The following is a 13,755-nucleotide window of genomic DNA, read 5'->3' as shown; positions in this document are numbered from 1 at the left end:
TGCCCCCTAGCCGATCAGATTGCGCGTGGCTTCCGCTTCCAGATAGGGAATGCCGTTGATACGCACAAAATCCGGGCTGGTAATGAAATACTTAATTTTATGGGTCAGCACCGCCCCGCCTTTCGGGTCAACATCCAGCGCGGAATCAAATTTCAATTTCACGCCAAACGCCTCCACTTTCAGCTCTTCTTCCCCGGCTTTGGCATAGAACAAGATGTCAAATGCCGGGATACCGCGCCATGAACCGGCGCGTGAGGCTTTGGCGGTCAACTGTTGCAGCACTTTGGTACTGACTTCAATGTCCCCCTCGGCACCGACATCGCCTTTTACATCCCCATCCGGCACACCATTAGTCTGTGCCGGGCCGCTGTTATCGGTAATGGTCAGCCCGATTTTTTCCACATGGATCAAATCACCGTCCATATTGATATCCACCGACTGGCCAGAAATACGGGTACTCATTGGCTATCCTCCAGTGTGGTATCCAGCATCAGACTCACCGTGATACCTTTCGGGCATTCATACGGGCGCACCACAATATAAATCTCCACTTTGGTGGCGGTGCGCCACGTAATCACCACATCGCCCTCTTGTGGTGGCTTCACTTCACCGGGAAAGGTGATCCCGTTGATTTGTGTACTTTTGGCCATCTCGCGCAGTACCTTGGAAAAATAGGTTTTGTGCGCGGCAATGCTGCCGGGGCTACTGTTAAGTGAACGGTCTGCAATCTTGGCAATCGCCTGTAAGCGAATACGGCGGGCCGCTTTATCAACAATGCGTAGACTTTCAATTGCCTGATAATCCCCGCCCTCTACATCCAATGTGCGGCCATCTGCCCAGTACATGCCGTCATAGTCCGGGTACCACATTGGAACGCTGTAGCGCAGGGTTTCCAGCGCCTGCAAGGTGGCCAAATCCAGCGCCACACCTTTGCCATCCACTGGCTGCGTATCACTGCCCATTTCCAGTAGCGGGCCAGTGGCGACACGGGCCGGACTGTCTGCGATGGTCACGGTGCGGTTACATAAACGCCCGGCCAACACCCCCGGCTCATTGCCCCACAACCGTGGCACCAGTTGCACCGCCGACGCCGCAACACCCTGTTGTAATGCTGCCAGACGGGCCAAATACTCCGGCCAGCCCTCTTCGGCTTGCGGGCCATCAACGGCCAGTACGAACCACACCCAGCGGCCAAACTTGGCCAGCAATTCAGCCCGCAAGCTGGCGGCGTCGCTGATGGTGGCTTTATCGGCGGGTAACACCACCACTACGCCCTCAACACTGGCCACCAATTGGGCAGCTTTGACAGCATCCACCCATGCCTGCGGGTTAAGTTCTTCATTTTTGGCCGGTTGCGCCAGTACATGCACAAAGCCGTTCCAGTTCTGACCTGCATTGAGCATCGCGGCTTTGGTGCAGTTTTTTACCGCGCTGGCGTCCGGCCCCAGCAACACATCAAAATCAGTCTGCGTGTTCACCGCCAGCGTTTTCCCGGTGTTAACCTTACCGCTACCGATATACAGCACGGCCCGTTCAATCTCTTTGGTTTCACCCTGTAGCTGGTTTTTTTGGTCAATATTGACTTGTGGCCAACTCATCGTTACCCCTTCATATCCTGTGCTTTGACGTCCCAGCCAAACCCGATGGCCTGTAACTGACGCGCTAAGGCTTTATTAAAATCGTCGTCGCTCATGCCCAAGAACTCACGCGCCGGGACGTCCACTGTCCACGCTGATTTAGCCGCCTTGCCACTCAGTTTTTTAATCAGCAAACCCGCTTGGGCGAAACGCATTTTTCCTACAATTTCTTTGTAAGGCGGCTTGCGCCAGCGCTTACCCTGTTTGACCCGGTAACCCAAGGCCCGTAGCTTTTTGGCCTGTTTGACAGTGGCGGGCCGCTCCGGGGGGATTGATTTAGCCACGGCGTTGCGGTTAATGGTGACGTGCATCCCATTTTGTTGGCCGTACCCCACCACGCCCGCCGGTACTGGTTTTTCGCCGTTGCGGTAGCCACCGCCCTGTAAATAGAGCCTGACCGCGCTTATCTCCGGCATTTCACGGATATGCAGCAATTTCGGCATGTTGCGCAGCATCTTGCCGCGCTGGTTGGTCTGCCGTCCCTGCCACGGGGTGCCATCCGGTGATTGCTGGTTACGCACATTGCGCTTGGCCGCAACAATCACCCCGTACTTGGCCAACCGCCATAACAGCCGCTGGCGTTTTTGGGGCGGTAACTCCAGCCGTTTAAGTGCCTGTTGCAGCTCGGTTAACTGTTTTTTACTCAGTTCACCGTTGATAATCATCCGTGTTCACCAATCGGCGCACCCTGCGCATCCGCGCCAAATATCGCGCCATCCGTGGCCAGCCATAACTGCGGATCGGTCAGCCGCCATTTAGCCCCCTGAAAGGGGATATCCCCGGCCTCATCTTGTTTAATACTCAGTGATTCAGTGATGGCCATCGACACCACCACCATGGCGGTTTTATCGTCGATCACATCGATATCAATACTCGGTAATTCCGGCTCCGGGCCGTAATCGGGGCCATTCTCAATCATCCACACCAGCAACAAAGCACACAGGTTGCGCGGGTCATAGTCGCGATATGGAAAGCGCCCCCAACTCAGCACCGCATCAAACTGCATCAACGCCAGTTGATACTGATCCAGCCCTAAATCCCGCTGCGCCGGAATAAAGCGCAGTTCGTCCATGTCGCTGTTAAATTCCAGCTTGCGCAGCCGTTGCGGTAAGTTGCCCTGCACAAAGGCGGTTAATGACTGTAATTTGCTCATACTTGCCTCACGGTGACGCGCTTCAACCCTTTCATACGGCGGATAACAATGGATGACTCCGCCAGCAATCCCTTGCGTGTCTCGTCACTCTCCTGCCCTGGGTGTGACTCCCTGCGGCCAATCGTGGCAAACTCCCCTAACAGATCGGCTTTAGCACGGGCATAAACCGCTTTTTTGTACTGCGCACATAACAGGTTTTCAGTGTCGATACTGACGCCCGGCACCTCTGCGGCATGGCTATAACCATTCGCATGATGCTTCGCTTCAACGCTGGCTAAATCGCTGTTCACCTCTCCCGCTGCGGTAATCAATGCCTGTGCAACAGTTCCCGCATCAACATCAGCCGGGATAGTGCGCTGAACCTGAAATTCTTTAAGGCTCAAGTCTGGCCAGAACCCCACGTTTTTTAAGGTGGCATCCTGATAATCAATCGGTTTTCCGCTAAACATATGTTCTCCCGAAAAGCGGGCTGACCGGCTTCCACGGCACATAACACTAATGTGTATTGCCTCCGCCGCGCCCGCTCGGCTTACGGTAGTCTTTTATTCTTTTAGCAATGCCCGAATACGGGCGGCGATATTACGGCGCAAGGTGGTGACACCAATCTGCCGGTGAAACCCTACCGCCTGCGCCAGTAAGGCATCCGCTTGTTGTAATAACTCCACATCATCCAGCGCGGTAGCCCGTGGCTGACCATCGTTATCACGCAGTAGCAACAACCCAGCGAACTTGTACCACTTGGCATTAATCTCTTCATGCAGCCGCCACTTCTCGCGGATATTTTTGAATGTGCGAGAGAAATACGGCTCGACACTTTCCCCGCTGGCGGCGGCAATTTCGGCCCACTTCATCACGGTATCAGCGATAAATGCCGGTAACTTACTGCGGAAATTGCCCGGCATTTTCTGCCCCTGCTCGATGGCGATATCAGCCCAGTCCAGAGCCTGATCAAACTCATCCACATCAAACAACCAGATAATGCAGTACACCAAAATCGGGTTTTGATGTACCTCGCCACTGTCCAGATACGCCTGTGCAGTTGGAAGCCAGCGCGGTAATAGTTCGCTGCGCTTCATGGCTACCCGGTCACTGGTGACATCAAGGCTACGTACCCGACCAACATCATGTTCCAATGCCCGTAATTTGACGTGCAGACTGTGGCCAGCGTCCAACACCTGACACTCACTTAACTGCTTTTCAGCCTTAATACGGGCGGAATGACGCTGCGCGGGTGATAGCATGGCTTATACCTCTGGCCCGTCTTTGGCTTCTTCAACCTTGCCAATGGTGACGGCGGTTTCATCAAAGGCCGCATACAGCTCTGGCGTTTCCACCGCGTAGCCCTCCATGCGTAAGTAGCTATTTTCAAACTGCTTACGGTCATCAGAAAACTCAGCTTTGCGGTAACGTGTCCCTCGCTGGGTATAAACATGAAGATTGCTCAACATGGTGACCGTCATACGCTTGCCGGGGAAGAACGGCGGCACCATGGCCTGACGTCCGGCAATAGATTGCGATAGCATTTGCGCGGCAATTTTTTCAGTCGGGCGGTCTGCGGCCTGATAGAGGCGGTATTGCTCCGCAGCCACTAAATCAGCCCCAACCAACACCACCAGTCGCGGGTCATTACGGAATTCCTGCGGGATTTTGGCGTTAATCAGATCAGAGGCCATGGCATCCAATGATTTAAAATCACCACCGCTACCCAGTGTGATGGCATCAGTAACAATCTGATTTTTGTCATAGGTTCGTACCAGCTCATGCCAGCCAATATTGACATCTTCACCGTTCGGGTTATCCGTCGGCTTGGTGGTTTTCGCCGCCGATTTACCGTTAAAACCAATGCGTAGCACGTCCAGACTGAATGACTTATTGGTAAACGCCTGCATACGCTGGAAAAACTCTTCTTCACTCCCGGCATTGGCCCACACAGATAACATTTGGTATGTCAGTGACGCACCGGAATCTGTTTCGTACAGCTCATAGTTGTTACCATCAACACCCACTTTGCGACGAAAACGGCCCTCATCCACACGGCCCGTAAACAGCCCCGGATTACCTACGTTAACCACCTGCCCTTTAATCTGGTCAACATCTTCAACCACAATGAAATTAAGAAATTCATTGCTTTCCAACATAGCATCACGCAATTTTGTTTCTTTTGGGTCAGTCAATGAGAAATAACGTGATGTCTCTTTCACATCATTTGCCAATGCCAGCCCATCGAGGTAATTATTTAAATAACCTCGCGCTTTATTATTAAGTAGCATTTATTGCACTCTCTTTAATCAGAAATACGAAAACCCATTAAGCCAGTGCTTAATTAAAGAAACTCAAACGGCTTACGTGAATCGCTCGGTTTTTTACTGGGTAATTTAGTGAACTTTTTATCTAAGCTGCCCAACTTCTGAATAAACTGCGGCAAATTATCACGCAATTGTGCAAATTCTTTGGTGTCCACGACTTCTTTAATCGTTTCAACATCAGAATCCGTTTCTTCCTGACTGGTTTTTAATTCAGCAAGCTGGGTTTCCAATTCGCTGATTTTATCCTGCGCGGCTTTTAACTGTTCAGCCAGTACCGTGGCGGCATCATCAGTAATATCATTATCAGTTTCTGTAGTCGTGTCATTCTCATCAACTAAACCAAACTTGTGATACCATTTCTTTTTACCTTTCACACTGTTCCCCTTTACTGTCTTTTTAATATCATCAAAAACAATTGGCCGATATTGGCTATAACGTTTATTACGCAATCGCTTGTTAAACTTCATTTGGTCGGTATATACGCTGGCGGGTTCATCCGTTACCCCCATGCCCTCAAGATAGCTTTTGCCCGTCCCTCTAAAGTTGCCATCTTCGGTAAACTCAGCGGATGTAAAAAGTAATTTACCCTCGCCGTTAGCCGCAATGAGTGACAAAGCAGGACAAAGCCGGGCAAACATTTTTAATACACCGTCCTCATCTGTTTCCGCCTTTAATTCTAATACTTGCCCCACCGGGCCATAAGTACGCGAATGCTCCGGCCATAATTGTGCGGTATACATTCGAGGGTTATATAGCTCTACGGCGTCTAATATCCATTGCCTTTCAATATCACGTCCGTCTAATGTTTTCCCCTCGGCACAAACACACAACCATGTCGTTGTTAAATGTGAAACTGACATTCAACTGTTCTCCCTGATTTGTGATATTCAGTATGGCTAATTAAAACTGGCTTCGCATTCGCTTTAATTCTTATGAATTCGGATATAGCTACTTACCCGAATAAATAAGAACTGCCTGTGACGTTTGTTTAAATATATCTCGGCATAATAAAGGCTATGGCTAAATATTCAGATGAACTTATTGGTGTTGCACGGGCGCTTTATTTAAAAAGGTCAACACCTAAAGAAATCGCCAGTGATTTAAATCTGCCGAATGTGCGGATTGTTTACTATTGGGCGCAAAAATGGAATTGGGCTGATTTACTCAGCCATGAAAGCACGGAGGAAGCCATTGAACGCCGCTATCAATTATTAGTCGGGCGCGATAATAAGAGTGATATTGAATTAAAAGAGCTGGATATTCTGATTACCCATGCGGTGAAACTGCGGGCGCAGAGTAATAAGCATAAAGAAAAACTCGCCGCCGCCAAAGGGAGCAAACCGGCGCAGAATGATGGCGGTGATTTTGATGATGAGCGCCCGACGAAAAAACGCCAGTACCGCAAAAATGATATTTCCGGGCTGTCAAAAGAGGATTTTGACGTTTGGTCAGAAGAACACCTGTTTGGCTATCAAAAGCACCTGCGGCTAAATATTGGCGAGCAGGTACGAAATATCCTGAAAAGCCGCCAGATTGGCGCGACATGGTATTTTGCTTTTGAGGCCTTTGAAAATGCGGTGTTGACCGGTGACCCGCAAATATTCCTGTCTGCCTCCCGCGCTCAGGCAGAGGTTTTCCGCTCGTATATCGTCAATATTGCCCAGCAGTATTTTGATATTACACTAACCGGTAACCCTATCCGGTTGAGTAACGGCGCAGAACTGCGTTTCCTGTCTACCAACAAAAACACCGCCCAATCATACAGCGGCCATCTGTATTGCGATGAATATTTTTGGGTACCGAACTTTGCCAAATTAAATGAAACGGCCAGCGCCATGGCTACTCATGATAAGTGGCGCACCACCTACTTTTCGACGCCCAGCGCCAAAACTCATCAGGCTTATCCATTCTGGACAGGCGATGAATGGAAGCGCGGCAGTAAGAAACGCGCCAAAGTTATCTTCCCATCATTTGATGAAATGCGTGATGGTGGTCGCCGCTGCCCGGATGGCCAATGGCGTTATGTCATTACCATGGAAGATGCCATTCGCAATGGCTTTAATCTGGCCAGCCTTGAAAAGCTGCGTAACCGTTATAACGTTGATGCATTCAACATGCTGTACATGTGCGTGTTTGTGGACAGCAAAGATGCGGTGTTCTCTTTTGATGACTTGCAGCAAGCCGGGGTGGATGCTGCCACTTGGCAGGATCACGACGAAAAAGCCGCCCGGCCCTTTGGTAATCGTGAGGTATGGGGCGGTTTTGACCCGGCCCGCTCCGGTGACCTGTCTACTTTTGTGATTATCGCGCCACCACTTTATGAGGGCGAAAAATTCCGGGTACTACGGGTGATCCACTGGCAGGGGATGAATTTCCGCTATCAGGCTAACCAGATTAAAAAACTGTTCCAGCAATATCACATTACCTATATCGGTGTGGATGTGACCGGCATCGGCCAGGGTGTATTTGAAAACATCCAACACTTTGCCATCCGGCAGGCGGTGGCCATCCGCTATGGCGTAGAAACCAAAAACCGGCTGGTGATGAAAGCCGCCGATGTGGTGGAAAGCAAACGTATCGAATGGGACAAAGACCGCACCGAAATTCCCGCCAGCTTTATGGCCATCCGTCACACCACTACCGCCAGCGGCAATGCCATGACATTTGTTGCAGACCGCAGCGCGGAAACCGGCCATGCGGAGGCATTCTTTGCCATTGCTCACGCCCTCGACAATGAGCCACTTAACTACGAAAACAAATTAACATCCCGCTGGAGGCTAAAGAAAGCAGCATGAAACGCCCAAATAAACGCGCTATGAAGCGCCAAGATAACCACGGCAAAAACCGCAAGATGAGCATTATCAGCTTCGGCAAACCAGAGCCAATACTCACCACTGGCACCGATTACCGCGATATCTGGTATGACAATGACTATGACCATTACACCCTGCCGATTGACCGGCTGGCGCTGGCACAGTTGGTTAACCTCAATGGCCAACATGGCGGCGTCATTTATGCCCGTAAAAATATGGTGGCATCCGATTACCAGAGCGGTGGCCTGACCCATGAAGAGATTGAAGCCGCTATTTTTGATTATTTTACCTTTGGTGATGTCGGCATTCTGAAAATCCGTAATGGCTGGGGCAACGTGATTGGTCTGGCCCCCTTACCGGCGCTGTACACCCGCATCCGCAAAAGCGGTGAATTTGTGGTATTGCAGGAGGGTGAACCTCTTGTTTACCCGGAAAATGACGTGATTTTTCTCAAACAATACGACCCACAACAACAGATTTATGGCCTGCCGGATTATATCGGTGGTATTCACTCCGCATTGCTAAACAGTGAAGCGGTGATTTTCCGCCGCCGCTATTACCACAATGGGGCGCACACTGGCGGCATTTTGTATACCAGTGACCCGTCAATGACCGATGAAGTGGAGGAAGAAATTGAACGTCAGTTAGCTGACAGCAAAGGGATTGGTAATTTCAGCACCATCTTGGTCAACATCCCGAACGGTGACCCGGAGGCGGTGAAATTCATTCAAATGGGAGATATCAGCGCCAAAGATGAATTTGCCAATGTGAAAAATATCAGTGCGCAGGACATTCTCAATGCTCACCGCTTCCCGGCAGGGTTAGCCGGGCAGATACCGGAAAATGCTGCGGGTTTAGGTGACCCGGAAAAAGCGCGGAACACGTATCGAAAAGACGAGATTTTACCGGTACAACGCCGCTTTAGTGCTGCCATCAGTGCCGATCCAGAGATCCCGACACATCTACAGCTAAATTTTGATGCACAAACAGCAAACTCGGGTGCGTTATGAGCAGAAACACGTTAAAATTCCAGAAGTTCGCCACTTTTGGAGCCAGAAACATGCGAGTGATGAAAGTCTTATGCCCTGAATGCGGTGGCGCGGCCATTATCCGGAAAACCAACCGTAAACACCGGCAGATTTCAGATTTATATTGCGCCTGTAATGATGTGGAATGCGGTCATACTTTTGTGATGAATGTGACCTTTTCACATACCATTAGCCCCAGCGCTAAAACCGGGGATAAACTGATTAAAACCGTTGTCGATTCCATGAATCCACAGCAGCGGCAAATGATGCTTAACCTATTGCAAGGTAGCGCATCAGCCGCCTGACTACTGGCCTCCAATCTGGGGGCCTTTTTGTTGCTGCTTATCCAGTTCAATGGTCAATGCGGTAGTCATTTCGGCAATCCAGACTAATGCCAAATCCCTGTCCTCTTCATTGCACTGGTTATTCGTGACCAACCTTGCAACCAAATCAATGCGCTGCAAAGCTAAAGATTCAAAAAATAAATCCGTCACGACTTCCTCCATTCATCATGTTTATACTGTATTTATATACAGTATAATAAAATTAAGAAAATTGGAAACAGCTAACTGCCTGTTTCATCAGAATTTCATGAGCGAAATCAATTCCAGCCCGGCCAGCGCTGGTGTTCTGGCCGTGGGGCCACCTCTTCTAACCGACCATTATTTAACCTTACTGAGCGATCACCGTAAAATTGCAAGCTGCTGCCCCGTTCCAGTATCGCGATTTCTTCCTCATCACCCAAAAAACCTCTAAGACATAATTCTTCTGTTAATCGTTGCCGGGTATCCGGCGTACAGTTATTGACAGAACTCCTAGCGGCGGCGTTGCCGCCAGAAAAAGCCAAACCCCCGGCCTGCGCTGCGCTTTCGGCCAACTTCGGTACAATCTGCCACTTAACCAGACGGGTGCAAACAGCAGAGTCCTCTCCCAGTAACGGCGAATAGATACCCAAAACCCGTTTAACGTCTTCGGCGTAGATGTTGCCCATTTCGGTGATTTCATATGACAGGCGCACGGTCAAACAATCCCGGCTCACCATCGGCCCGCCCTGAAACTCGGTGTAGGCGTACCAGTTGCCCACATCCGCAGCAAAGCGCACATTATCCATATCCTGATCCGGTAGTATTTGTCCGTCTCCGGGCAAGCGGCGTAACTCGCGCCAGACAGTGACCGGCGCACCACCGATTTGCTGAAACTGCCGGATACGCCAACGGCTGGCCCATGCGGTGACTGCTTTCGCCATGTCTCGTGCATTACCGCCCGTCTCGCCGTCTTCTTCTTCGTCGAGCGCGTAACCGTCGATATTCTTTGAGATATATTTCGCGATATAGCCGGTTGCACTGCCCTTGGCCGGATCAATGGGTTCAGCATGGAAACGGGCTTTCAATGCTTCGGGGCTTTGCAATGTCTCGGAATCTTCCAGCCGGGCGTAATAGCAAAGAATGTCGCGCACCTGATCAACGTGTTGTGGCAGCATAAACAGCAACACATGCCAGTGTGGGGTGCCATCGTGATGCGGTTCTACCACCCTAAAACCAAAGACATTAATCCCGGCGCGGGCAATAGCCGCACGGGCTTTAGCCCATACGCTGCATAAGTATTTTTGTGTCTGCCGTGGGCTGGCCCCATTCCAGTTAGTAACAAAGCCGCCACCATGATAGACCGCATGATATTTAGACGGCGCGGTGATAGTGTAAAACTCCCCCACACAGCCCATTTCAGTGGCTAAATCTTCAAAACCTCGCATTCTGACCATCAGTTCACATCTCCGTATTGCGGGATTGGCGTTGCTGCCATTCACCATGTCTTCTAACGAAACCCGTTCACCGTCCTGATTTTCCAGCTCAAACGCTTTGAAAAACTCCCGGTTACGCCGCTTCTGCTCTACCCATTCGGCCATAGCTGAGCGGCTAACATAGGCTGACGCTGACTTCTGTACTTGCCCCACCGCAATGGCCATATGTTCCCGGCGCACATCGCGCAGGCGTTTTAACCGCACACGCCACCAATCCGGTGACATCATGCGCAGCAGGCCAGATTCAATTTTTCGTGGGTTGATTGTCTTGCGGCTGGAATTGAATTCGCGCCAATACGGCGGTTCAGTTCCCACTTGCTTGCTGAGTTTTACAAGGCAGATATAAGCACGTTGGGTACGCTTCCAAAGTTCTTTTGGGTCGCTGCTCTGCCCGATGAAATTGCGTTCGATATAGTCGGTAAAACTTTCAGACATAAAATCAGCCACCCGGTGGGACAGGTTGCGTAACTCATCCCGACCAAACGATGGCAGGCGTTCTAAATCATCGGCAAAAGGCCACGGCAAAAAACCGGGCGCTTTGATAACTGGCTGATACTGGCGATTAACCATCTGTAGACGTGGCAATACATTCTCGCCCACCGTAGTGCGTAAGAATGTATTGGCATGGCGACGGCCTTTTGATTGGTACAGGTTGGAGTATCGATCACCAAAATAACGAGCCAGAAATTGGGGCATCCCGCCTAAATACTGGCTGCGCCATTGATGGTCGGTAGGGTTCTGAACAAAGAGTTCATCTTCGGTGATACTGATATCTTGCGGGCGGCGCGGCCCCTCTGGCTCCCGGCTGAACTCACCATTAAAAGGTAAAGACAGGGATAAAATATCCCCGTCCATAAAGTCATTTACCGGGCGCTGAATGGTGGCGGTCATTCGCTCCAGACCCGCCCACGACTCATGTTTTCCGCAACCTGCCGCAGTAACTCGACAATCTCAGTTGAAGACATTCCCTGATTAGCAATGTCAGTGGCTAACCGGTCAAAATGGCCAGATAACTTAACAAGGGTATCTATTCGGGCCTCTTTTCTGGCTATCAGCAAAGCATGTTCGCGGGAGTCAGCCGCGGCCCGATTACTCATTTCCTGCCCTACTGTTTTGTGCATATGCATGGTGTTTGCTCCGAATTTAAGTAATAAAAATCCCCGGCCACTGATGGGAGGCCGTTGGTATTTATGGTTTTGGGTTAATTAATGCAGTTGTTTGGTAGTGCTGGCTGACGCACAAGAGTGGTTGATTTGCGTCAAGCCGTGGATCTCAATGGTTCTATTCCACCAGTTATTAATCATGCAGGTTAAAGAACCTAACCCCAGCCAACCGGACATATGATAAATGGCGCGAATAGAGGCCAGCGCTTCGACCTGATCACTATTTGATTCAGCCTCACGGTATGCCCGGCACCAAAATGCAGCATGAGCAGAAAACCATTGGTGCGGGTTAGTCAGATGAATGGTGTCATTAAACATAATTGGCTGTAATTCGACGTTGTTACCCGCCAAACGACATTTGCCCAAGAAGAATTGCGCGTAATTATGGGCCACGCCCCAATGGCTAAAATCGACTAACAGGCCGTTTCTATCTACCGCTATTGCTTTCATCGTGTTTCCTTAATTATCGGTGTAATGCATATTGGCCATCGATTGGGCTGCAATCATTTCTGGTCCGTAGTTTTTTACCGGTACCGGTTGATGCTGCGGCTTCCGATTACGCTTATCCTCTTTCACAAAATCCAACGTCCCGACTGGCCCGAATGTGTCTACCAACGCCCGTAATCGCTGAATCCCTCGCTGCAACTGGTGTAATTCTTCACGGGAAAAATCATCCCACATGTACCAACAGTGCTCTGATTTCATCCCTGCGGAGTGGAGTAAAATCCCCCGGTGCTGTGCTGGGAGTTTTTCCCATATCACTCTGGCCCGGCTGTGACTGCCCGTCACTTTGTTGCGAATAATAGCCAACCACTTACTGTTATTGGCTGACATGGTTACCCCCTTAATCCCATCAAACGGAACCACCACCGGTGGCGTTTGGTTTTAAAGATTGGCTTACGTGATTCCCCTAGAAACACCACTCGGCTGGTACAAGGTTGCCAGCGCTGACCATTTGGTAATTCAATCCAGCCATGGCCAAAATGGTTTAATTGTTGGCTGGGTGATTGTTGTTTCAGGTAGTTAGCGAAAACTTTCATAAGTTCCTCAGTTCAGGCCCGGAACCAGCCCGCTGGCGCTGATAAAATCAACCGCTGCGGCCAGAACTGGCGTGGATTGGAAACGCGCTTCAACCGATACAACAATCAGCGACAGGTCACGTATGGCCTGATTCGCACGGTCAAGAATGGCGTTTCTACGGGATTGAGTCATAGGCCCAGCTGTTACGGTTTCACCGGCAATAGCACCGATTGCCGCCGTAGCGCTCAGGGTATGAATAGGTAAATTAGCGGGATTGGCTTCATTAACCGGTACCGCTGGTAAACATTGCAGTTGAGACAGCAAGCCATCTAACAGCGTTGGATCTTCGGTAATGTCAGTGAGCGTCAACAGTTCGATACAGCTCAACTGGTGCGGCTGGTCAGGGTTAAGTTTGTTACGCAGCATTTGCGGCTTCATACCGATTTGCTCGGCAACCGCCGTTAAATTGTTATTCCGGGCGAAAGCACGGCATGACATATCAAAGCGCGGGTGTTTAGAAAGCTGGAAATCAAACATGGTCGATACCCTCCCAATAACGCAATATCGAACTAGGCGATTGCAATATCACAATTCGAGAGAGCATCTACGGTGAGTGCGGCCATGTTGATCATGACTTTTTCGCGCTTCATATCTTTACGCAGGCGGTGACGCACCAGACGACCATCAGCAAGCATTGCTCTAATGGTGTCTGAATCTAAGCCCGTTAATTCACTATATTTCTCTACTGTGACATGGGGGGTCAGAAGAGTGATTGAAATGTTAGGTCTCATAGTGCAACATCTCCGATTGGCTTGTGGTGAGCCGTAATAAGTAGTT

The 13,755-nt window shown here is 50.3% G+C and carries 19 protein-coding genes; 3 read left to right on the top strand and 16 right to left on the bottom strand.

Features of this window, described 5'->3' with window-relative positions; translation table 11 throughout:
• Positions 1-6 precede the first annotated feature (6 nt).
• The 8 genes from QSV56_RS01610 to QSV56_RS01575 all read right to left on the bottom strand — a co-directional run bounded on the left by QSV56_RS01610 (position 7) and on the right by QSV56_RS01575 (position 5,956).
• A complete protein-coding gene (locus tag QSV56_RS01610) occupies positions 7-462 on the bottom strand; it encodes a phage protein (protein WP_049678008.1) in 456 nt (151 codons plus the stop codon).
• Positions 459-1,598, bottom strand: a complete 1,140-nt coding sequence (locus QSV56_RS01605) for a DUF2586 domain-containing protein (RefSeq protein WP_050162125.1) — start codon at positions 1,596-1,598, stop codon at positions 459-461. Before QSV56_RS01605 ends, QSV56_RS01610 begins: the two co-directional genes overlap by 4 nt.
• A 2-nt stretch (positions 1,599-1,600) precedes the next feature.
• Positions 1,601-2,302 carry a phage virion morphogenesis protein gene (locus tag QSV56_RS01600; protein WP_050162122.1) on the bottom strand — a complete coding sequence of 234 codons (702 nt, stop codon included), beginning with the start codon at positions 2,300-2,302 and terminating at the stop codon, positions 1,601-1,603.
• Positions 2,299-2,790, bottom strand: coding sequence for a phage tail protein (locus QSV56_RS01595; RefSeq protein WP_050919967.1), 492 nt, complete (start codon positions 2,788-2,790; stop codon positions 2,299-2,301). Before QSV56_RS01595 ends, QSV56_RS01600 begins: the two co-directional genes overlap by 4 nt.
• The gene (locus tag QSV56_RS01590) at positions 2,787-3,239 is read right to left on the bottom strand and encodes a head completion/stabilization protein (RefSeq protein WP_050162116.1); all 453 of its coding nucleotides are present in this window, start codon (positions 3,237-3,239) and stop codon (positions 2,787-2,789) included. The genes QSV56_RS01595 and QSV56_RS01590 overlap by 4 nt, the downstream gene beginning before the upstream one ends.
• Before the next feature lie 93 nt (positions 3,240-3,332).
• Positions 3,333-4,031, bottom strand: coding sequence for a phage terminase small subunit (gene gpM / locus QSV56_RS01585; protein ID WP_050162114.1), 699 nt, complete (start codon positions 4,029-4,031; stop codon positions 3,333-3,335).
• A gap of 3 nt (positions 4,032-4,034) precedes the next feature.
• The gene (locus QSV56_RS01580) at positions 4,035-5,060 is read right to left on the bottom strand and encodes a phage major capsid protein, P2 family (RefSeq protein WP_049678014.1); all 1,026 of its coding nucleotides are present in this window, start codon (positions 5,058-5,060) and stop codon (positions 4,035-4,037) included.
• Positions 5,061-5,113: 53 nt separating this feature from the next.
• On the bottom strand, positions 5,114-5,956 hold the full coding sequence (locus QSV56_RS01575; RefSeq protein WP_050162111.1) for a GPO family capsid scaffolding protein: 843 nt from the start codon (positions 5,954-5,956) through the stop codon (positions 5,114-5,116).
• A 156-nt stretch (positions 5,957-6,112) separates the two neighbouring features.
• On the opposite strand from QSV56_RS01575, the gene QSV56_RS01570 reads away from it, so the two are divergent.
• From QSV56_RS01570 to QSV56_RS01560, 3 genes are read left to right on the top strand one after another with little or no spacing between them, the layout of a single operon-like run.
• On the top strand, positions 6,113-7,891 hold the full coding sequence (locus QSV56_RS01570; RefSeq protein ID WP_050163850.1) for a terminase family protein: 1,779 nt from the start codon (positions 6,113-6,115) through the stop codon (positions 7,889-7,891).
• The gene (locus tag QSV56_RS01565; RefSeq protein WP_005171247.1) at positions 7,888-8,919 is read left to right on the top strand and encodes a phage portal protein; all 1,032 of its coding nucleotides are present in this window, start codon (positions 7,888-7,890) and stop codon (positions 8,917-8,919) included. The genes QSV56_RS01570 and QSV56_RS01565 overlap by 4 nt, the downstream gene beginning before the upstream one ends.
• A 50-nt stretch (positions 8,920-8,969) precedes the next feature.
• Positions 8,970-9,242, top strand: a complete 273-nt coding sequence (locus QSV56_RS01560) for an ogr/Delta-like zinc finger family protein (protein ID WP_004389556.1) — start codon at positions 8,970-8,972, stop codon at positions 9,240-9,242.
• On the opposite strand, the gene QSV56_RS01555 is transcribed toward QSV56_RS01560, so the two are convergent.
• The 8 genes from QSV56_RS01555 to QSV56_RS01520 form a co-directional block, all read right to left on the bottom strand.
• A complete protein-coding gene (locus QSV56_RS01555) occupies positions 9,243-9,431 on the bottom strand; it encodes a hypothetical protein (protein ID WP_049678017.1) in 189 nt (62 codons plus the stop codon).
• Between the two features lie 107 nt (positions 9,432-9,538).
• Positions 9,539-11,626, bottom strand: a complete 2,088-nt coding sequence (locus QSV56_RS01550) for a replication endonuclease (RefSeq protein ID WP_301210387.1) — start codon at positions 11,624-11,626, stop codon at positions 9,539-9,541.
• Positions 11,623-11,862 carry a DUF2732 family protein gene (locus QSV56_RS01545; protein ID WP_050292014.1) on the bottom strand — a complete coding sequence of 80 codons (240 nt, stop codon included), beginning with the start codon at positions 11,860-11,862 and terminating at the stop codon, positions 11,623-11,625. Before QSV56_RS01545 ends, QSV56_RS01550 begins: the two co-directional genes overlap by 4 nt.
• A gap of 78 nt (positions 11,863-11,940) precedes the next feature.
• On the bottom strand, positions 11,941-12,348 hold the full coding sequence (locus QSV56_RS01540; RefSeq protein WP_219646122.1) for a hypothetical protein: 408 nt from the start codon (positions 12,346-12,348) through the stop codon (positions 11,941-11,943).
• Positions 12,349-12,357: 9 nt separating this feature from the next.
• Positions 12,358-12,732, bottom strand: a complete 375-nt coding sequence (locus tag QSV56_RS01535; RefSeq protein WP_301210382.1) for a hypothetical protein — start codon at positions 12,730-12,732, stop codon at positions 12,358-12,360.
• 2 nt (positions 12,733-12,734) lie between these two features.
• Positions 12,735-12,938, bottom strand: a complete 204-nt coding sequence (locus QSV56_RS01530) for a phage filamentation protein Fil family protein (protein WP_301210380.1) — start codon at positions 12,936-12,938, stop codon at positions 12,735-12,737.
• A gap of 7 nt (positions 12,939-12,945) precedes the next feature.
• Positions 12,946-13,455, bottom strand: a complete 510-nt coding sequence (locus QSV56_RS01525; protein ID WP_005171274.1) for a phage regulatory CII family protein — start codon at positions 13,453-13,455, stop codon at positions 12,946-12,948.
• A gap of 32 nt (positions 13,456-13,487) precedes the next feature.
• Positions 13,488-13,709, bottom strand: coding sequence for a hypothetical protein (locus tag QSV56_RS01520; protein ID WP_005171278.1), 222 nt, complete (start codon positions 13,707-13,709; stop codon positions 13,488-13,490).
• Positions 13,710-13,755: the final 46 nt, after the last annotated feature.

The sequence above is a fragment of the Yersinia sp. 22-579 genome (genome assembly GCF_030433455.1).
Lineage (GTDB): Bacteria > Pseudomonadota > Gammaproteobacteria > Enterobacterales > Enterobacteriaceae > Yersinia > Yersinia enterocolitica.
This window is presented reverse-complemented; position numbering and strand designations above follow the sequence as displayed.